We start from the raw sequence: 17,600 nt of genomic DNA on the forward strand, positions 1-17,600 counted from the left end.
TTACAGTCAATTTCTGTATCAGTTTTCGTGGAGTCGCCCGGGACGTTGGAATTCGGGCACTCCTTCCGCTCAGTGATGTACGTTTCGATTGCGACACGGGCGGGGAGGCTTTACCCCTCCACGACGTAGCGTCGGACGAGCCATGACCACTCCAGCGTACAACGGCTCAGCCGAACTCGACCTCACGCACGCCGAATCGTGGGTCGTCCACGCCGCAGTTCTCGCGGCCATCGAGCGGACGCTCGACACCGGGCAGAAGCCGATGCAGGAACACACACTTCGTGAAAAAGTCGAGGAAGACGAGACGTTCACCGACAGCGAACTCCGGAGACTCCGACAGATGCTTTCGACGTATCTGGAGTCCGCCCCCGAACGAGACGTCGAACCCGGCGAAGCCGTACTCGGCTACATCCGCCGAACGATTCAGTGAGGGTTTCTCTCGGTCCCCTACACCGGGCAACATCTCGCTTCGCCGCCCCTCTCAGGCCGACGACCGGCTGACGAAACGCCCCCACAGTGCCCGTCTGTCGGCGGTCCATCGGTAGAGTCGCTCTCGGACGCTCCGATACGTCGGCACGTGGCGAAGCAACGAAAACGCGCCCGCGAAAACAGGATGCAACGCCGCCAGCGTCTGCTCTGCGGCCGCTCCGCAGGAGTAGACGGTCTCGTCGGTCAGCAGATGCGCACAGCGTTCGTAGTCGTCGGGGAGACGGGCGAGTTGGTCGTCGGTGAGTTCCGCGAAGCCGACCAACTCGAACTCGCCGTAGCGGTCGGCGACGACGACGCACCACGTGCAGAATCCGCAGTCGTCGTCGTAGACGAGTCGTGGGGAGGACATAACTACAGATTCGGGAGCTTCGGCCTTAGTTTCCGCCGTTTTACTCGTCCCAGTAGCTGACGGTGTCGTCGCGGCGGTAGTACCCCTCGACGGTCCGGGGGTCGTCGCTGCCGGGAGCCGAACCGGCGAAAATGCCGACTTTCCCCGAGTCGGGGTAGACGCTCACCTCCGGGTCGTCCATCGTCGACAACATCAGATAGCGAAACGGTTCCTCCGAGCGGTTGCCGACGCGGTGGGCGCTCTCTTCGCCGGCCGGTAGCGCGACGTAGTCGCCCGCGAGGAGGTCGTGTTCGTCGTCGCCGAGACGGAGCGTTCCCGCTCCCGAAAGCACGTATATCGCCTCCTCGTTACCCGTGTGGAAGTGGTAGGGCCACGAGTTGCCGCCCGGCGGGAGTTCGTAGAGACTGCAGCCGAGACGGTCGCCACCGGCGGCCGCGGCGAGTTTCTTCCGACGAAAGTGAGTGTCGTCGCGGTCGGTCTCGGTCCAGTCGACGTCAGCCTCGTTGGTGGGGTCCATGCGTACCTGTTCGCTCGGGAAAGCTATCAAACCGACTCGGCAGTCGAACCCCCCCTCGAGGCGTCGAAAGCGGGACACCGAAGTCGAAGTCGAGAGACGTGTTGTTAAGTAGCTGACCCGCCGACCACACCTCATGGGAATCGACCCGAACTTCGACGCAAATCTAGAGAAAGTCGGCGAGGAAAACGGCGTCGACGTGTGGGGACTCGTCGACCCGCCGGAGAAACTCGGCATTCACGGCACGCACGTCGCCGTCGACTACGACATCTGTCTGGCTGACGGCGCGTGTCTCGAAAACTGCCCCGTCGACGTGTTCACGTGGGTGGACACCCCGGGCCACCCCGAGAGCGAGAAGAAAGTCGAACCGACGTACGAAGACCAGTGCATCGACTGCATGCTCTGTGTCGACATCTGCCCCGTTGACGCTATCGACGTGGACGCGAGTCGAGACTGACAAAGCCGACGTTCTCCACGCTGTGCTGTGTCCGAAAATCCGTACTGCGCTGTGTCCGATAGCTGAGAGTCCCGCGTACCGACCGATGTGTAGTTACAATTGGGTGGCTGTGGCAAGTGGCCTGCATGACTTCTCAAGACGTTACGAACACGCTGAAGCAGGCGTACAAAGACGAACTCGAGACAGTGATGAACTATCTGACGAACTCCATCGTTCTCGACGGCGTCAGCGCCGAGGAAGTCAAGGAGTCGCTGCGCGAGGACATCCAAGAGGAACTCGGCCACGCGGAGATGCTCGGCCAGCGTCTCAAGCAACTCGACGAACAGCCGCCGGGTTCCGCCGAGTTCGACCCTCGCCAGCAGTCGCTGCAACCCCCAGAGGACACGACGGACGTCCTGTCGGTTATCGACGGCGTCCTCGACGCCGAAGAAGACGCCATCGAGACGTATCGAACGCTCATCAAGCAGGCCGAGGAGGCCGACGACCCGGTGACGGAGGATATCGGGGTGACGATTCTCGCCGACGAGGAGGCACATCGAACGGAGTTCCGTGGGTTCAAAAAGGAGTACAAGAACGACTGAGCGAACAGCGCTCGAACCGACTCAGTCGGCCGTCGCCGGCCGCGTGTCGTCGCCGGCGGCCGTCCGCTCCGCCTTCGCATCGAGCGCTTCGATGAGCAGTTCGGCGACGTCGACGATTTCGATGTCGTCCTCGAAGTCGCCCGTCTTTCTGCCGTCTTCGTACATCGTCATACACATCGGACAGGCGACGACGAATTTCTCCACTGCGGACCCCGCGTCGGTGTCTTCGAGCGCCTCGCGGAGTCGCTCTTCGCTCGGTTTGGGTTCCTCGTCGAACTCCATCCAGAGACCGCCGCCGCCGCCACCGCAACAGAACGAGTCCGCGCGGTTGCGCGGCATCTCGTGGAGGTCACAGCCGGTCGCTTTGATGATGTCGCGCGGGACCTCGTACACGTCGTTGTACCGCCCGAGGTGACACGGGTCGTGGTAAGTGACGGTGTAGTCGAGTTCCGTCCCGTCGAGGCCGAGGCGGCCGTCGGAGACGAGTTGTTCGACGACCTGCGACCAGTGGTACACCGGAATCTCTGCATCTTCGTTCCAGTACTCGTCGTACTCGAAGGGCATCACGGGGTCGTCGGCGAACTCCGCGAAGTCGATTTCCGGATACTCGTTTTTCATCGTGTTGTACGAGTGCGGGTCCGTACAGACGATTTTCTCGAACTCACAGTCCTCGAAGGTTTCGACGTGGTGACCCGCGAGTTCGAGGTAGAGGAACTCCTCGCCGACGCGGCGGATGTCGTTGCCGTCGAACTTCTCGTCGTCGAAGAGGATGCCGAAGGAGACACCCGCACGCTCGAACAGCGTGGCGAGCGAGCGTGCGACCTTCTTATTCCGGTCGTCGTAGCTCGGGTAGTCGCCGACGTACCAGAGGAACTCGACTTCCTCCTCGCGGGCGTCGGTGAGGTCGAAGTCGAGGTCGTCGGCCCAGTCGGCGCGCTTGCGCGGCGGGTCGCCGAACGTGTTGCCCTTCTGCATCAGGTTCCCGAAGACGTCCTGCATGTTGGACTGGACCGCCCCCTCGTCGGTGAGTTGGCGGTTCATCCGCGTGAACGACGAGAGATGCTCGATTTCGACGGGGCAGGCGTCCATGCAGGCCATACACGCCATACAGGACTCCATCGTCTCGCTGGCGATGACGCCGCCGTCGGCGACGATGGGCTTCGACTCGGTCTCGCCGGCGTCAAGCGATTCTCGATACGATTTGAGGTCGAGAATCACGTCGCGCGGGTCGAGCGGTCGGCCGGAGGCTTTCGCGGGGCAGACCGACGAACAGCGGCCACACTTCGTGCAGGCGTCCTGGTCGAGAATCTCCTTCCACGAGAAGTCGTCGATGGACTCGGCGTTGACGTGGTCGAGGTCGGCGGGCACGCCGGGAAGCCGACTCCCGGCCTTCTCGTCGCGGGTGACGACGTTGGCGAACGAGGAAATCATGTGGAACGGTTTCGCGTACGGAATCCACGCGATGAAGCCGAGTGCGAGAAGCGAGTGGCTCCACCACCCCGCCCAGTACAGCGATTCGGCCTGACCGGCGGACATGCCCGCACCGTCGAACACCATCGCGAGGAAGTAGCCGACGAAACTCACCGTCTCGAACTCGGGGAAACCGGTACCGGCGATGCGAAGCGCCTCGATGACGTAGCCGCCGACGCCGAGCAGAAACAGCGTCCAGATGAACGCGTCGTCTTCGCGGGAGGTGTGTTTGCCCCACAGACGCTCGTGACGGACCGCGTAGCGGCGGTACAGCGCCATGGCGACGCCGATAACGAACAGAAAGCCCATCGCGTCCATTACCAGCGAGTACGAGAGGTAGAAGTTACCCTGGAAGAACGACTCCTGACCGAGCAGTTTCGTCCAGATGTCCATGTCGAACGCGAGAATGGAGGTTCCGATGAACAGCGTCAGAAAGCCCCAGAGGACGAACGCGTGCATCACGCCCGCGTAGAGGTCACGGTCGAACTGTTTCTCGTTCGAGAGGACGATACGCGCGGCGGTGCCGACTCGCTCGGGGAGTTCGGCGAGACGGTCGAACGGGTCTTCGCTGCCGCGAGTGTAGCGGGCGAACCGTTCGTAGACGCCGTAGGCGAAGACGAGAAGCACCAGCGCTGCCAGCCAGTAGAAGACGGCTTCGCCGACGTAGCTTATCGTCCAGAACGTCGGGCGCGTCGGCGCTTCCGCCTGCAGGAGCGCCGCCGGAACGCCCGGAGACGGCGCGAGCGCGCCGCCAACCTGCGAATCTATCATACTCAATCACCGGGGTACCGAGTGGTTAAATCTTGCCACCCGCTTCGCTGCGCGCGAGAGCGGAGACGGCCGGGAGCGGCAGACGGCGTGATGGTCAGAGAACCGACCAGAGTGCAAGAACTGCCGCGACAGCAAACCCGAGCCAGTCGAGACGGCCGAACCGAAGCGCCGGCAGCGTCGGGTTCCACGCGAAACAGCGGGCCCGAAGCGCGAGCGAGAGACGGTCCGCGCGGCCGAACGCCCGGTTCAATCCCGCTATCGCGGTGCGCTGGATGCGCTCTGTGACCGGTCGCTCGTCGCCGAGACGGGCAGCCATCGCCTCGCGGGTTCTGCGCAAATCCGCGAGCAAGAGTGGGAAGAACCGAAAAACGAGCGAGATTCCCATACCCAGAAACTGGCCGAGTTTCCCGGGAACGGTCCGTTGGATGGCCGCGCGCGTGTCGCGGACGGGCGTCGACCGGACGTACGCGGCGGTGACGAACAACACGAGCAGTGCTCGATAGCTGGCGAGCGCAGGCTCTCGGGCGTCGGCGACGACGACCCACGGCGGGCCGAGCGTCAGCGCCGAAACGAGCGGACCGGCGAGAAGAAACGGGAGAAGGTACCGAAACTCTCGCAGCGCAGAGAGCGGCGAGAGTCCCGCAGATGCGAGAAGAACGGCGGCCACCGCCGAGAGTGCCAACAGTCCCTGCGGCGTCTCGTGGGCGAACGCGGCGGCGACGAACGCGAACTGGACGAGCAATTTGGTCCGCGGGTCGAGACGGTGTGCGAGCGACTCGTCGGGGGCATAACTCAGCACGGGTCGTCGGCCGGCGGACGGGGTTCGGTGGGCAGGCGAACGTCGAGGTTCGAGAGCGACTCGCGGGCCGATGTCGAATCAGCGTCGTCGTCGACGACGACGATTCGACCGTCGGCCATCGCTACCACTCGGTCGGCGAGCGAGAGTACGTCGCGCAGGTCGTGGGTGACGACGACGACGCTCGTTCCGTCGGCGTGCAGCGACCGGAGTCGGTCGAGTACCGAGCGCCGCGCGGGTTCGTCCAAGCCGGTGAAGGGTTCGTCCAACACGAGGTGCGTCGGTTCCATCGCCAGCGCCCCCGCGATAGCGACGCGTTCGCGTTCGCCTCCCGAGAGGTCGGTGACTCGGTCGTTTTCCTTCTCTTCGAGATTCACCGCCGAGAGCGCGGCGTCGACGCGGCGGTCGATTTCAGTTCGAGACAGTCCGAGGTTCTCGGGGCCGAACGCCACGTCCGCGCCGACGGTGGCCGAGACGAGTTGGTCGCGCGGGTCCTGAAACACCATCCCGACGGCGACGCGTGCGGCGACGAAGTCGTCTTGCACCCGAGTTCCGTCGACCGACACCTCGCCGGAATCGGGGTCGAGCAGACCGTTGAAGTGGCGGACGAGCGTCGACTTCCCCGACCCGTTGGCTCCGACGACGAGGAGAAACTCACCGTCGTCGACGGTGAGCGAGACGTCGTCGACGGCGACGGTGTCGCCATAGCGGTGGGTGAGGTTTCGGACCCGAATCATTTCGGTTACGCGGCGGCGACGGCGTCCGAACGGACGATGCCGACGGCGGCGGCGATTTTCAGCGCCTCGGCGGGGAGGAACGCGGCCGCACCGACGGCGAACGCTTCGGCGATTCCATAGCCGAGCGTCAGCATCAGGCCGGCCATCCCGAACGCGTAGATGACGACGGTTCCGGCGACCATCGCGCCGACGAGAAGCGGCGTGCTCGCCGCGCGGTAATCACGAAGCGAGACGCCCCGATGGACGACGGCGCCGATGAGCGCCGCCGCGACGGGGTACGACCAGAGATAGCCGAGCGTCGGGTCCGCCAGCAGCGAGCCGAATCCGGCACCGCCGCCTGCGAAGACAGGAACGCCCGCTGCACCTGCGGCGAGGTACAGTACCATCGATGCGGCCCCCCAGACGGGGCCGAGCATGATGCCGGCGAGGAACACGCCGAGTACCTGCAAGGTGACCGGTGCGGGCGAGACTGGATTCGGAAACGAGACGAAGCCGAACGCGCCCATCAGCGCTGCGAACAGCGCAGCACGGGCGATGTTCTTGGCCGTCTCGTCGCCGACGAGTTCGACGCCGTCTGTCGATGTTGCCATGGATTCGACTGTTTCGTAAACCTACTTCAAGACATTGGTTTACAACGTTCGCATCCCACGTGAGTTGGCAGTAGGCTTTTGTACACCAGACGATTCTTATACTCACCATGGACGAGAAGACGGCGGAACTGCGGGACATCTTCATCGATGCCACCGGTTCGGACACCGTCACTGAGAGTCAGGACGAAAAGCGGGGGTCCCTGACCGAGGACGAGGAGGCCGTTGAGCGACGACTCGACGAACTCGTCACGACGATGCGGAGTCGGTACGAGTTCACGAGCGACTTGGAGACGGAGACGCTCGTAGCAGTCGTGCGCGGGTTCTACGACGAACAGTCCGACGAACAACTGGCCGCGGAACTCGATGTCGACGAGTCGGCGGTGTTCGATGCGCGGATGGACCTTCATCTCGTGAACGACGCCGACCGCGAGTCGCCGTTCGCGCTCGACGAACTGCGCACGCTCGTCGTCAACGACGTGCCGATGCGTGACCGAGCGGTCGAACTCGACAGCGACGAGGCGACGGTCGGACGCTACTCGGCGATTATCGAAGCCGACCAGCGCTCGACTCGCGCGAACGACCGCTTCCGCGACGAGTTCGCCGAACTGCTCACCGACTCGGACCTCTCGACACGTCTCGCCGAGACCGCCCGCGAAGACGGCCTGAGAGATGCGACCGAGGACATCGAGACGAACGTTTCCTTCTAACGCACCTTTTTACGCCTCGGGTTCGCGCAGGGCGCGAACCGCTCGGCGCAAAAATCTGCACCAAAAAGGCTGAGAGTGCGGCCTGCGGCCGCACTCTCAGTACGACGGCTGAAACACAGCTCCGCAGAACCCTGACCGTGCAGTATCGATATATCCCTCGGTTTACAGGAATACTGGGGTCCGTAGGTTCAAATACCGAGACGGAACCAACTCGTCGCGTGCCGACGTTCACCGACCTCTCGCAGGCGACCTACTGTCCGCGGCAGTTGTACTACGCTCGCCGCGACGACGACCGGGGACCGCCGCCGGAGGTCGCCGAGATTCGAAAACTGGCGTTTCGCTACGGCGAACTCGTCGACGCCGCCGACGAGACGATTCGAGACCTCGGCGTCGCAGTCGAACCGGAGGCGTACCGCCGGGCGCTTCGAGACCTCCGCGAACGCGACGAATGGTCGAAACTCTGCAATCCCGCCGAATGCGAGCGGTTGCTCCGCGGCAAGGACGCTCGTGGCATCGCGCACAAAGTTCTCACGAGCGGGTCGGACGACGACGACCCGCCGATACCGACACTCGTCTCGCCCGGCCAACCGCCCGAACGCGGCGTTTGGAAGCCACAGAAAGTGCGCGCCGTCGCCGCGGCGAAGGCGCTCTCGTGGGAGGAAGAACGCGAGATTCCGCAAACGCTCGTGGAGTATCCGACGGTCGGCGCCGTGCGAACGGTTCGGCTGACGACCCGAGCGAAAGCCGCCTATCGAACCGCCGTTCGAACCGTGCAGTCGATGGACGGCCCGCCGCCACGACTCCGCGGCAGCGACAAATGTTCGTCCTGCGAGTATCGGACGGAGTGCGGCATCAAAACCCGGTCGCTGCGGTCGCTGTTCGGGTTGTGAGTCGTCGCCTTACTCGCGTTCTGGCCACGCTTCGGCTTACTCGCGTTCCAACCACGCTTCGATGTCGTCCGCGCGCGCCCCGCGACGGTGGACGACGTTCTCGCCCACGTCGACCACCGTGCTCTCGGTGCCGGCCGTTTCGCCGTCGTCGAGCACCGCACCGACCGAGTCGAGAATTCGAGCGTCGAGTTCGTCGACGCGGCGGACGCTTCCCGCACCACTCCGATTGGCGCTCGTCGCCGTCAACGGCGTCGGCGCGAGTTCCGAGAGCAGTTCGAGCGCGAGGTCGTGGTCCGGGACCCGGATGCCGACGCGGTCGCTGCCGGCGGTCAGAACGTCGGGAACCATCTCCCGACGGGGGGTAACGACGGTGACCGGACCCGGGAGGAACTCGCGCATGAACCGGGTTTCGCGGTCGGTCGGGTCGGTGTACTGCAACGCGGCGTCGACGCTCGGCACGCCGAGCGAGAGGGGTTTGTCGCGTGCGCGGCCCTTCAGCTCGAACACGCGTTCGACGGCGTCGGCGTCGATGGCGTTCGCGCCGAGTCCGTACACCGTTTCCGTCGGATAGACGACCGCCTCGCCGCGTTCGACGGCGGCGACGGCGTCGACGATTGTGTCCATACGGATGGATTGCCGGTCGGGCAAAAAAGCGTGCTGCGTTCGAGTGACTTCGCGGCAGTGTCGACTCTCGGTTCGTCTCCGGCCTCAGACGAGGTCGTCGATGGCCGCCTCGACCTCGTCGTAGTCGGGGAAGTCGGGCCACTCGCTTGCGACCCACGCGTACTCGACGGTTCGGTCGCCGTCGAGGAGGAACACCGCTGGCCGGGCCTCGCTCACGCCCGCCATGCCGTCGAGGTCGTTCTCGACGCCGTAGTCGGCGGCGACGCCGTTCTGTGGGTCCGAAAAGAGCGAGTACTCCATCCCCCGTTCCTCGATGAGTGTCTTGTGCTCGTACGCCGAGGAGATAGAGAGGCCGACGACAGTGAGCTTCTCTCCCCAGCTTCGGTCACGAATCTCGTTCCACATGTACGTTGCCGGGAACGCGCCGTCCATCGTGTAGAACACGAGGAGAACGGGTCCGTCGTCGGTGAGTTCCGACAGCGACACGTCCTCCCAGTACTCCGCGTTGACGAGCGGCCGGGTGAAGTCGGGAGCCGTGTCGCCGACGTCGACGTGGTCCGTCTCGGGGAGGTCGACGACGTCGAACTCCGGCATTATGCGGCACCTCCGTTGTCGGCGTCCTCGCGGTCGTCACCGACGTCGACACCGCCGTCGGTCGCCGCCTCGCCGTACGTCTTCTCGAGGTACTCGACGATGTTCGCCGACTCGGACATCGTCAACCCGGTGTTCTCGTCGACGATGGCCGGGGCGGTGCGTTTGCCCGAGATTCGCTTGACGACGTTGCGTTGCGAGTGCATCGGTTCGACGAAACGCGAGCGGTAGTCGAGGTCGTACTCGTGGAGTTTGCGGACGACACGCTCGCAGTACGGACACGCCTGTAGCCGATACAGGGTAATCGCTGGTTCGTCGGACATGCGTTCGGTTACGGGCGTTCGCGGCCTAAGCGCTTCGCTCGCGGAACCTCGCGGGAGGCGAGGACAACTCTTAATTTGGGTCCAAGATAAGGATAGGTGTCACATGGGTTTGCGCCTGCTACTCACAGCTCATTCTCTGCCTCTTCAGTCCGCACAAGCGATTGGTCCTCTCCCGGTCAACTCGACGACTGTCGCCATCGGCGGCGTCTTGACTATCGGAGTGCTCATCGCCCTCTCGGCGTTTTTCTCCTCCTCGGAGATAGCGATGTTCTCGCTTGCGAAACACCGCGTCGACTCGCTCGTCGAAGACGGTGTCCCGAACGCGAAGACCGTACAGGCGCTCAAAGAGAATCCACACCGTCTGTTGGTGACTATTCTCGTCGGTAACAACATCGCCAACATCGCGATGTCCTCCATCACGACGGGACTGCTGTCGTACTACGACTTCAGCGGCCTCGAATCCGTGCTCATCTCGACGCTCGGTATCACGACGCTCGTGCTGCTGTTCGGCGAGAGTGCGCCGAAGTCCTACGCGGTCGAAAACACGGAGTCGTGGTCGCTCCGAGTCGCTCGTCCGCTGAAATACTCCGAGTACGTACTCTATCCGTTGGTCGTCTTCTTCGACTACCTCACCCAGTGGATAAACAAAATCACCGGCGGGCAGTCCTCCATCGAGTCGTCGTACATCACCCGCGACGAGATTCAGGACATGATTGAGACCGGTGAACGTGAGGGCGTCATCGAAGAGGAGGAGCGCGAGATGCTCGACCGAATCTTCCGCTTTACGAACACCATCGCCAAGGAGGTGATGACGCCGCGTCTCGACGTGACGGCCGTCCCGAAAGACGCGACCATCGACGAAGCCATCGAGACGTGTGTGCAGGCCGACCACGAGCGCATCCCCGTCTACGACGGCAACCTCGACAACATCATCGGCATCGTCAACGTGCGTGACCTCGTCCGCGAGAAACACTACGGCGAGGGCAGCGACAACCTCGCCGACGTCGTCAACCCGACGCTGCACGTCCCCGAGTCGAAGAACGTCGACGAACTGCTCGCGGAGATGCAGGACAACCGCCTCCAGATGGTCGTCGTTATCGACGAGTTCGGCACCACCGAGGGAATCATCACGCTCGAAGACGTCGCCGAGGAAATCGTCGGTGACATCCTCGAAGGTGACGAGGAGGAGGCGTTCGATAGAGTCGACGAGCGCACGACGCTCGTGCGCGGCGAGGTGAACATCGACGAAGTGAACGAGGTACTGGAACTCGAACTGCCCGAAGGCGAGGAGTTCGAGACGCTCGCCGGGTTCATCTTCAATCGCGCGGGCCGTCTCGTCGAAGAGGGAGAGGAAATCGAGTACGACGGCGTCGTCATCCGCATCGAAGAGGTCGACAACACCCGCATCATGCGTGCTCGAATCACGATACCCGAGTCGGTCACCGCCGAGAGCGGCGACGAGACCGACGACGAGGACGAGACGGACCAGTCCTCAGAGACCGACCAACCACGCCGAACATAATGCTTATCCTACGGCAGTCGGGAGAGTAACCGAACCGACCGCGACGGCGCGCCGGCCGTTGGTCGACGCCTCCCGATGATATCTGTAATCGCTGTCGTCCAGTTCGGTGCCGCCATCGTCGGAGCGGTGCTCGCAATCGCCGCGTTCACTGCTCGTCGCATTCCCGGAACCCGGTGGTTCGGCGTACTGATGGCCGGCGTTACGGTGTGGGCAGGGGCCGCCGGCGCACAGTGGGTCGTCTCCACACCGGCCACTGTCGAGATGCTGGCGCTGGTGGCGTATCTCGGCATCGTCGTCACGCCGGGAGCGTGGGTCGCCTTCGCCGTCGCGTACGCCGGAGGGGGTAACCGACTGACGACATCGGTCGTCGCGGGCTTGGCCGTCGAACCCGTCGTCGTCCTGACGCTCGCGGCGACGAACGACGCACACGGACTGTTGTGGTCGAGCACCACTGTCGTCGAGAGCGGATTAGCAACCGTCCACGGACCCGCCTTCTGGGTCCACGCGGCGTACTCGTATCTGTTGTTGCTGAGCGGCACGGTCGTGTTGCTCTGGACCGTCGTCCGACTCGACCTGTACAAACGACACGTCGCGCTGTTGCTCACCGGTGTTGCGCTGCCGTGGGTTGCGAACGCGCTGTACCTCTCGGGATGGGCGGCGCTGGCGACGACGGACCCGACGCCGGTCGCACTCGTCGGGACCGGCCTCTGTTTTGCCACTGCGGTCGTCAGGTTCCGACTGCTCGATACGATGCCCGTCGTCCGGGAACTCGCCCGCGACGCCGCGTTGGAGGATATGAACGACGGCGCGGTCATCCTCGACCGCAGCGGCGCGATACTCGACCTCAACGCCGCCGCCGAAGAGCTGTGTGGCGAACCGCGAACGGCGCTGGTCGACCGTCCGTTCGAGGCGGTGTTTCCGGGCGTCGCGTACGAAGACATCGAAGAGAACGACCAGAAACTGCTCACTACCACGCTGAACAACGCCCGGCGAACGTTTCGTGTGGAGACGTCGCCGGTTCGGGCGTTTCGCGGTCACCGAATCGGCCGTCTCGTCACGCTCCGGGACGTGACCGACCGCCGGATTCGTCAGCAGCGTCTCGAAGTCCAGAACCGAGTGCTCCGGCACAATCTGCGCAACGACATGAACGTCATACTCGGCTATCTCGACCAAATCGCCGACCAAAGCGAGAGCGAGGGCGTCTCCGCGTCCGTCGAGCGGTGTCGAGAGCGCGGCGTTCGACTCGTCCGACAGAGCGCGAAGGCGCGGGACGTAGAACGGTTGCTCTCGGAGTCGTCGTCGAACTCCGTCGACCTCGGCGCGACCGTCGACACCGTTTGCGCCGAGTTCCGCGACCAGTACCCGGATGCGACTATCACCGTCACGACTCCATCGGCGGACTGTCGCGTCCGCGTCGACGGGTCGCTCTCGCGGATCGTCTCGGAACTGGTCGAAAACGCCGTCACGCACGGAGACGGCCGCGTCGAACTCACAGTCGACGTCGACGACGACACCGGACGCGTCGTGGTCAGCGACGACGGACCCGGAATTCCAGCGCACGAGCGGGCGGTCCTCACCACCGGTCGAGAGACGGCGCTCGAACACTCGAGCGGCTTGGGTCTCTGGTTGGTGAAGTGGACCGTCGCTCGGTCGGGCGGTAGCCTCGACATCCGCGACGGCGGCGACGGGTGTACGGTGGTGTTCTCCGTGCCGCGCGACGACACCGGTGGGAAAGACGAGGACGAACAAACAGACGGTGACGACGGGACAGACGAGGCTGCCTCAGACTCCCACGAGCAGGTCGACCACGGTGAAAATCCCGTAGCCTAACGCGAGTGCCAGCGCTAACGACCCGACCCACGCGAGCACCGTGTACAGCATCTTCTTGCGACTCACCCCGCTACCGCCGGCGGCGTAGCCGCTGCCGATGATGGCGCTGACGATGATTTCGTTGAACGAGACGGGAATACCGAAGGCGACGGCCGCCTGTGCGATGGCGAACGAGGGGATGAGCGCGGCGATAGAGCGCCGCGGGCCGAGCGAGGAGTAGTCCTGTGCGATGGCCTTTATCATCCGCGGCGCGCCGGTCCACGACCCCGCCAACAGTCCGAGGCCACCGCCGACCAGCACGACGATGAGTGGAATCGGTGTCGCCGGACCCAGAAGGGGAACGAGCGGGCCGATGGCGAGACCGACCTGACTGCCGCCCGCCGAGAACGCGACGAGGCCGCCGAGTGCCAAGAGGAACCGCCGTTGTCCGCTGGCGGCGTCGCGCACCATGTTTCGGTACAGTGCGACGACGACGAGTGCCGCGAGCACGAGCGTCACGAGGATTCGGCCGACGGGGAGACCCGACACCGACGGAATGCCGAGACGGGTCGCCGTGGCGACGGCGATACTCGCGCCGGCACTTCCCGGACCGAGCACCGAGAACTGGACGTTGGCGACGAGTGCGCCGACGATGCCGGCGAGAAGTGGAACGGCGAAACGCTCGGCGACGCGTTCGGCCCGAAGCGTCTTCGCCGTCGCGTACGCGATACCGCCGCCGACGAACGGGGTGAGCACCCACAGCGCGACGATTTCTTGGTACTTCGGCCACGCGGGCGCGCCCCCGAGTGCGAGGCCGACACCGACGACGGCCCCGGTGACGGTGAACGCGGTGGCGATAGGATACCCCGTGAAGACGCCGACGGCGACGAGCGCCGCCGCGGTCAGCAGACCGACCGTCGCCGCGATGGCCGACAGTTGGACTCCAACGATGAGTTCGGTTCCGACGGCTTCGGTGACGCTCGCGCCCTGTAACACCGCGCCTGCGAAGCCGAGGATGCCGACGATGAAGCCCGCACGCATCACCGAGATAGCGTTGGCTCCGACGGCGGGGGCGAACGGCGTCGACCCCGACGACCCAGCACCGATAGCCCACGCCATGAACAGACTGGCGAGGGCCGCTACGACGAACGTCGCAACCGTCTCGACGGCTACCATTCTGGTCTGTTGTGCGCGCGCTGTTTACAAGTGCCTACCGGGAATCGGCGAGTTTCGACGGCGTCGGTCGTCACCGATTTCGTCGTCGCCGATTCGGCCGTTACCGGGCGAGTGCGCGAGTCAGTGCCGACGACCGGCGTCAGCGACGACCCTCGTCGTAGCCTTGCTGGAGTCCGGTGACCGTCCGGCGGACGAACAGATACGCGAAGAAGACGAACAACAGCATCGCGAGGATGAGGCCGACGAACACCGGGTCGTTACCCAGCGCCTCGACGACGGTGTCGACGATAGAGCCTTGGGCGACGACGGGCGACGATTCAGACATAGCGACCACTCGCCGCGGCGGGCCTATAGCCGTTTCGCACGCGTGGAGTGAGGGGAACGCTCTTGTGTGCCGCCTCGGAATCGGGGAGAGATGGCCGGTCTGTTGCCCTCCAGCCCACCGACCGACGACCCCGGCGACCCGCGCGTCATCGGACTCGACAGCGACGCCGCCGACGAGTTGCTCTCGGCGCTGTCGTCTCGGACCGCCCGACGCATTCTCGCAACGCTCCACGAGGAACCGACGACGCCCGCCGAACTCGCCGACCGCGTCGATACCTCCTTACAGAACGTCCAGTATCACCTCGGAAACCTCGAAGACGCCGGTATCGTCGAAGTCGTCGGCACCGCCTACTCCGAGAAAGGCCGCGAGATGAAGGTGTACGGCCCCTCCGACCGGGCGCTCGTCGTCGTCGCCGGCCGCGAGGAGGAGACGAGCGGCCTCCGGGCGATGCTCTCTCGACTCGTCGGCGGCGTCGGCGTACTCGGCGTCGCCAGCCTCGTCATCGACCGACTTCTCGGCGGCCCGACAGCCGATTTCACGCCGTTCGCCTTCGGGTCGTCGGGTGGTCCGCAGGACCAAAGCGGCGAAGCCACTGCCGGGTCAGCCGACGGCGGCAGTGCGACCGGTGCGGGCGGTGCTGGCAGTGACGACGGCGACGCCGGCGGGTACGACGTGAACTCCGACAGCAACGAGAGCACCATCTCGGACCCGACCGGAACCGCGGACGCGACGACACCGGGCGCACAGGCGACCGGGACGCCGGTCGAAGAGAGTACAGCAGCAACGGAGACCGCGGCAGCGACGGAGACGCCGGTCGCAACGGAGACGCCGGTCGCAACGGAGACGCCGGCGGAGACGGGCGGAGAACAGGCCGACACCGTGACCGAGACGCTCGCGGAGACGGCGACGCCCGACGGCGGGGGTACAGTGACACCGCAGTCGGCGCTCGACACCGCGACCGAAGTTTCGGGCGGCGTCGCCGACGCCGGCGGACAGTCGCTCGTCGACGTACTCGCCGCCTCACCGGGGTTTCTGTTCTTCCTCGGCGGTGTCGCGGTGCTTCTGGTCGCGCTGTACGTCCGTTCGCAGCGATAGGTAAAACGAGCGTTTGACCTTACGACGCGTATTTGACACCGGGGCCTATAGATAAGCGTGCAACCGCCTCGCTTCGGCCCACCGTGACCGACGCCGCCTCCCTCGGCGTCGAACTCGACGTGCTGACTGACGGGCCGACGAGGTGGTTCACGGCCCTCCAACTCCCTCCCGGCCCTCCACTCGCCCCTCCTCCCTCTCACCCCAAGCCCACGAGCGACCGCTACCGCGGGTCGATTCTGAACGTCTCGAACACGTCGCCGTCGGGCGTACAGAGCCGTCCGCTGAGTCCGTCGCCGTCGGCTTCCAACTCCGCGTGTGCGAGACCGTAGCCGCGCGGTTCGGCGTGGCTGCCGGGGTTCAAAAGCGCCAGCGGACCGGTCGCGTCGAATCCCGGCCTGTGACTGTGACCGAAGATGACCGCGTCGGCGTCGCGTTCGCGGCCGAACAAGGTGAGCGCCGTGTCGCCGCCGCGACGCGTGTGTGTGACGGCGAAGCGAACCCCGCCGTACTCGACGGTCCGAGCGCCGGGGAGTCGTTCGCGGATGCCGGCGTCGTCGTTGTTGCCGTAGACGCCGCGAAACGTGTCTGATTCGTCGACGAACGCGTCGAGTACCGTCTCGGTCATGAAGTCGCCGGCGTGGACGACCATCTCGGCGTCGCGGACGGCCTGTAGCGTTCTACCTCGCAACCGGTGCGATTCGGTTCCGTGTGTGTCGGAGACGACGGTGAGCACAGTCGGTGTAGGAACCCGCGGATACTGAAACTACCCCGCCGAATCGACCCGTGGGGGAACGGCTATCAGTTAGCGCTGTGACCGGTCGGCCATGGCAGGAAGCAAGTCAGTCGTCATCGCCGCGCTCATCGCCAACGGCGCTATCGCGGTGATGAAGTTCCTCGGGTATCTACTGACGGGGAGTCCGTCGATGCTCTCCGAGACGTATCACTCCATCTCCGACACCGGCAACCAGGTGTTCTTGTTGGTCGGTATCCGGTACAGCGGGAAGAAACCGGACAGAGAACACCCATTCGGATACGGGAAATCACAGTTCTTCTACAGTTTCCTCGTCGCGGTGATGCTGTTCGGTATCGCCGGCTGGGAGAGCGCCAAACACGGCTACGAGGCGATTATGCACCCCGGCCACGGGGCTGGATATCAGGTAATCGAGTTCCTCGGATTCAACTTCAACTCCGTCTGGGTGAACGTCGTCGTTCTCGTCGGCGCAATCGGCTTCGAGACGTACGCGTTCGTGAAGGCCAACGAGGAACTCCAGCGACAGATTCGTGAGTTCAACTGGAGCGGCATCCCCGAGGCGTTCCGGAAGACGAGCGACGTGACCACGCTCACGGCGTTCACCGAGGACGCTATCGCACTCGGCGGTGCGGCTATCGCGCTCGTCGGCGTCCTCCTGTCGTTCTTCCTCGGCGCGCCCATCTACGACGCCGTCGCGTCGCTCGTCATCGGGTTCCTGCTGATGGGCTTCGCCATCGCGCTGGCGTGGGAGAACAAGCGTCTACTCATCGGCGAGAGTCTGCCGGCGGATATCGAACAGAAACTCCGCAGCATCGTCGCCGACCATCCCGGCGTGACCGGTATCGACAGTTTCCGCTCGATGTACGTCGGGTCGGGCGAAGCGCTCATCAACACCGAAGTCCGGTTCGACGGGGAACTCGTCACCGGCGACATCGACACCGACATCGCCCAGCTAAAGTCGAAACTCAAACAGGCAGACAGCCGTGTCTCCATCGTCAACATCGAACCGGAGGCCTGAGCCACGGAATTCAGA

Annotated in this window: 21 protein-coding genes; 9 read left to right on the forward strand and 12 right to left on the reverse strand. The window is 64.6% G+C overall.

The window, feature by feature from the left end; genetic code table 11:
* Positions 1 to 142: 142 nt before the first annotated feature.
* Positions 143 to 430, forward strand: a complete 288-nt coding sequence (locus AUR64_RS17190) for a DUF7853 family protein (RefSeq protein ID WP_058583199.1) — start codon at positions 143 to 145, stop codon at positions 428 to 430.
* A 51-nt stretch (positions 431 to 481) separates the two neighbouring features.
* Here the strand turns inward: AUR64_RS17190 and AUR64_RS17195 are convergent, their stop codons facing one another.
* Both AUR64_RS17195 and AUR64_RS17200 read right to left on the reverse strand, forming a co-directional pair.
* Positions 482 to 838, reverse strand: coding sequence for a thiol-disulfide oxidoreductase DCC family protein (locus AUR64_RS17195; protein WP_058583200.1), 357 nt, complete (start codon positions 836 to 838; stop codon positions 482 to 484).
* Positions 839 to 878: 40 nt separating this feature from the next.
* On the reverse strand, positions 879 to 1,355 hold the full coding sequence (locus AUR64_RS17200) for a cupin domain-containing protein (RefSeq protein ID WP_058583201.1): 477 nt from the start codon (positions 1,353 to 1,355) through the stop codon (positions 879 to 881).
* 133 nt (positions 1,356 to 1,488) lie between these two features.
* Here AUR64_RS17200 and AUR64_RS17205 point away from each other — a divergent pair, with 133 nt between their 5' ends.
* Positions 1,489 to 1,809 (forward strand): 4Fe-4S dicluster domain-containing protein, encoded by a 321-nt coding sequence (locus AUR64_RS17205; protein ID WP_058583202.1) that lies wholly within the window; start codon positions 1,489 to 1,491, stop codon positions 1,807 to 1,809.
* A gap of 125 nt (positions 1,810 to 1,934) precedes the next feature.
* Positions 1,935 to 2,390, forward strand: a complete 456-nt coding sequence (locus AUR64_RS17210) for a ferritin-like domain-containing protein (protein ID WP_058583203.1) — start codon at positions 1,935 to 1,937, stop codon at positions 2,388 to 2,390.
* A 21-nt stretch (positions 2,391 to 2,411) separates the two neighbouring features.
* On the opposite strand, the gene AUR64_RS17215 is transcribed toward AUR64_RS17210, so the two are convergent.
* The 4 genes from AUR64_RS17215 to AUR64_RS17230 all read right to left on the reverse strand — a co-directional run bounded on the left by AUR64_RS17215 (position 2,412) and on the right by AUR64_RS17230 (position 6,754).
* Positions 2,412 to 4,631, reverse strand: coding sequence for a heterodisulfide reductase-related iron-sulfur binding cluster (locus AUR64_RS17215; RefSeq protein ID WP_082230839.1), 2,220 nt, complete (start codon positions 4,629 to 4,631; stop codon positions 2,412 to 2,414).
* A gap of 94 nt (positions 4,632 to 4,725) precedes the next feature.
* Positions 4,726 to 5,430 (reverse strand): energy-coupling factor transporter transmembrane component T family protein, encoded by a 705-nt coding sequence (locus AUR64_RS17220; RefSeq protein ID WP_058583204.1) that lies wholly within the window; start codon positions 5,428 to 5,430, stop codon positions 4,726 to 4,728.
* Complete coding sequence (locus AUR64_RS17225; protein WP_058583205.1) at positions 5,424 to 6,164, reverse strand: energy-coupling factor ABC transporter ATP-binding protein; 741 nt, start codon at positions 6,162 to 6,164, stop codon at positions 5,424 to 5,426. Before AUR64_RS17225 ends, AUR64_RS17220 begins: the two co-directional genes overlap by 7 nt.
* A 5-nt stretch (positions 6,165 to 6,169) precedes the next feature.
* Positions 6,170 to 6,754 carry a biotin transporter BioY gene (locus AUR64_RS17230; protein ID WP_058583206.1) on the reverse strand — a complete coding sequence of 195 codons (585 nt, stop codon included), beginning with the start codon at positions 6,752 to 6,754 and terminating at the stop codon, positions 6,170 to 6,172.
* 107 nt (positions 6,755 to 6,861) lie between these two features.
* Between AUR64_RS17230 and AUR64_RS17235 the strand changes: the two genes are divergently transcribed.
* Both AUR64_RS17235 and AUR64_RS17240 read left to right on the forward strand, forming a co-directional pair.
* Entirely contained in the window at positions 6,862 to 7,461 is a 600-nt protein-coding gene (locus AUR64_RS17235) for a hypothetical protein (protein WP_058583207.1), read from the forward strand.
* A 218-nt stretch (positions 7,462 to 7,679) separates the two neighbouring features.
* Complete coding sequence (locus tag AUR64_RS17240) at positions 7,680 to 8,351, forward strand: CRISPR-associated protein Cas4 (RefSeq protein ID WP_058583208.1); 672 nt, start codon at positions 7,680 to 7,682, stop codon at positions 8,349 to 8,351.
* 36 nt (positions 8,352 to 8,387) lie between these two features.
* Here AUR64_RS17240 and AUR64_RS17245 read toward each other — a convergent pair whose 3' ends face one another.
* From AUR64_RS17245 to AUR64_RS17255, 3 genes are all read right to left on the reverse strand, one after another.
* Positions 8,388 to 8,975, reverse strand: a complete 588-nt coding sequence (locus AUR64_RS17245) for an L-threonylcarbamoyladenylate synthase (RefSeq protein WP_058583209.1) — start codon at positions 8,973 to 8,975, stop codon at positions 8,388 to 8,390.
* Positions 8,976 to 9,059: 84 nt separating this feature from the next.
* Positions 9,060 to 9,569: a redoxin domain-containing protein gene (locus AUR64_RS17250; protein ID WP_058583210.1), complete on the reverse strand. Its 510-nt coding sequence runs from the start codon at positions 9,567 to 9,569 to the stop codon at positions 9,060 to 9,062.
* On the reverse strand, positions 9,569 to 9,889 hold the full coding sequence (locus tag AUR64_RS17255) for a glutathione S-transferase N-terminal domain-containing protein (protein ID WP_058583211.1): 321 nt from the start codon (positions 9,887 to 9,889) through the stop codon (positions 9,569 to 9,571). Before AUR64_RS17255 ends, AUR64_RS17250 begins: the two co-directional genes overlap by 1 nt.
* Before the next feature lie 103 nt (positions 9,890 to 9,992).
* On the opposite strand from AUR64_RS17255, the gene AUR64_RS17260 reads away from it, so the two are divergent.
* Both AUR64_RS17260 and AUR64_RS17265 read left to right on the forward strand, forming a co-directional pair.
* Positions 9,993 to 11,411, forward strand: coding sequence for a hemolysin family protein (locus AUR64_RS17260; RefSeq protein WP_082230840.1), 1,419 nt, complete (start codon positions 9,993 to 9,995; stop codon positions 11,409 to 11,411).
* Positions 11,412 to 11,486: 75 nt separating this feature from the next.
* Positions 11,487 to 13,241: a histidine kinase N-terminal 7TM domain-containing protein gene (locus AUR64_RS17265; RefSeq protein WP_058583212.1), complete on the forward strand. Its 1,755-nt coding sequence runs from the start codon at positions 11,487 to 11,489 to the stop codon at positions 13,239 to 13,241.
* Here AUR64_RS17265 and AUR64_RS17270 read toward each other — a convergent pair.
* Positions 13,194 to 14,396 (reverse strand): inorganic phosphate transporter, encoded by a 1,203-nt coding sequence (locus AUR64_RS17270; RefSeq protein WP_058583213.1) that lies wholly within the window; start codon positions 14,394 to 14,396, stop codon positions 13,194 to 13,196. The two genes, AUR64_RS17265 and AUR64_RS17270, sit on opposite strands and share 48 nt — an antisense overlap.
* Before the next feature lie 139 nt (positions 14,397 to 14,535).
* A complete protein-coding gene (locus AUR64_RS17275; RefSeq protein WP_058583214.1) occupies positions 14,536 to 14,721 on the reverse strand; it encodes a DUF7859 family protein in 186 nt (61 codons plus the stop codon).
* Positions 14,722 to 14,811: 90 nt separating this feature from the next.
* Here AUR64_RS17275 and AUR64_RS17280 point away from each other — a divergent pair, with 90 nt between their 5' ends.
* Positions 14,812 to 15,816, forward strand: coding sequence for an ArsR/SmtB family transcription factor (locus AUR64_RS17280; RefSeq protein ID WP_058583215.1), 1,005 nt, complete (start codon positions 14,812 to 14,814; stop codon positions 15,814 to 15,816).
* A gap of 220 nt (positions 15,817 to 16,036) precedes the next feature.
* On the opposite strand, the gene AUR64_RS17285 is transcribed toward AUR64_RS17280, so the two are convergent.
* Entirely contained in the window at positions 16,037 to 16,549 is a 513-nt protein-coding gene (locus AUR64_RS17285; protein WP_058583216.1) for a metallophosphoesterase, read from the reverse strand.
* Positions 16,550 to 16,640: 91 nt separating this feature from the next.
* Here AUR64_RS17285 and AUR64_RS17290 point away from each other — a divergent pair, with 91 nt between their 5' ends.
* The gene (locus AUR64_RS17290) at positions 16,641 to 17,585 is read left to right on the forward strand and encodes a cation diffusion facilitator family transporter (RefSeq protein WP_058583217.1); all 945 of its coding nucleotides are present in this window, start codon (positions 16,641 to 16,643) and stop codon (positions 17,583 to 17,585) included.
* Positions 17,586 to 17,600 lie beyond the last annotated feature (15 nt).

The sequence above is a fragment of the Haloprofundus marisrubri genome (assembly GCF_001469955.1).
In the GTDB taxonomy this organism is placed as follows: domain Archaea; phylum Halobacteriota; class Halobacteria; order Halobacteriales; family Haloferacaceae; genus Haloprofundus; species Haloprofundus marisrubri.

Excerpts from the sequence above, each read along its gene's own strand:
- AUR64_RS17215 (WP_082230839.1), bottom strand. The coding sequence starts at position 4,631 with ATGATAGATTCGCAGGTTGGCGGCGCGCTCGCGCCGTCTCCGGGCGTT.
- AUR64_RS17195 (WP_058583200.1), bottom strand. The coding sequence starts at position 838 with ATGTCCTCCCCACGACTCGTCTACGACGACGACTGCGGATTCTGCACG.
- AUR64_RS17245 (WP_058583209.1), bottom strand. The coding sequence starts at position 8,975 with ATGGACACAATCGTCGACGCCGTCGCCGCCGTCGAACGCGGCGAGGCG.
- AUR64_RS17270 (WP_058583213.1), bottom strand. The coding sequence starts at position 14,396 with ATGGTAGCCGTCGAGACGGTTGCGACGTTCGTCGTAGCGGCCCTCGCC.
- AUR64_RS17200 (WP_058583201.1), bottom strand. The coding sequence starts at position 1,355 with ATGGACCCCACCAACGAGGCTGACGTCGACTGGACCGAGACCGACCGC.
- AUR64_RS17250 (WP_058583210.1), bottom strand. The coding sequence starts at position 9,569 with ATGCCGGAGTTCGACGTCGTCGACCTCCCCGAGACGGACCACGTCGAC.
- AUR64_RS17280 (WP_058583215.1), top strand. The coding sequence starts at position 14,812 with ATGGCCGGTCTGTTGCCCTCCAGCCCACCGACCGACGACCCCGGCGAC.
- AUR64_RS17225 (WP_058583205.1), bottom strand. The coding sequence starts at position 6,164 with ATGATTCGGGTCCGAAACCTCACCCACCGCTATGGCGACACCGTCGCC.
- AUR64_RS17205 (WP_058583202.1), top strand. The coding sequence starts at position 1,489 with ATGGGAATCGACCCGAACTTCGACGCAAATCTAGAGAAAGTCGGCGAG.
- AUR64_RS17230 (WP_058583206.1), bottom strand. The coding sequence starts at position 6,754 with ATGGCAACATCGACAGACGGCGTCGAACTCGTCGGCGACGAGACGGCC.
- AUR64_RS17290 (WP_058583217.1), top strand. The coding sequence starts at position 16,641 with ATGGCAGGAAGCAAGTCAGTCGTCATCGCCGCGCTCATCGCCAACGGC.
- AUR64_RS17190 (WP_058583199.1), top strand. The coding sequence starts at position 143 with ATGACCACTCCAGCGTACAACGGCTCAGCCGAACTCGACCTCACGCAC.
- AUR64_RS17265 (WP_058583212.1), top strand. The coding sequence starts at position 11,487 with ATGATATCTGTAATCGCTGTCGTCCAGTTCGGTGCCGCCATCGTCGGA.
- AUR64_RS17275 (WP_058583214.1), bottom strand. The coding sequence starts at position 14,721 with ATGTCTGAATCGTCGCCCGTCGTCGCCCAAGGCTCTATCGTCGACACC.
- AUR64_RS17210 (WP_058583203.1), top strand. The coding sequence starts at position 1,935 with ATGACTTCTCAAGACGTTACGAACACGCTGAAGCAGGCGTACAAAGAC.
- AUR64_RS17235 (WP_058583207.1), top strand. The coding sequence starts at position 6,862 with ATGGACGAGAAGACGGCGGAACTGCGGGACATCTTCATCGATGCCACC.
- AUR64_RS17255 (WP_058583211.1), bottom strand. The coding sequence starts at position 9,889 with ATGTCCGACGAACCAGCGATTACCCTGTATCGGCTACAGGCGTGTCCG.
- AUR64_RS17260 (WP_082230840.1), top strand. The coding sequence starts at position 9,993 with ATGGGTTTGCGCCTGCTACTCACAGCTCATTCTCTGCCTCTTCAGTCC.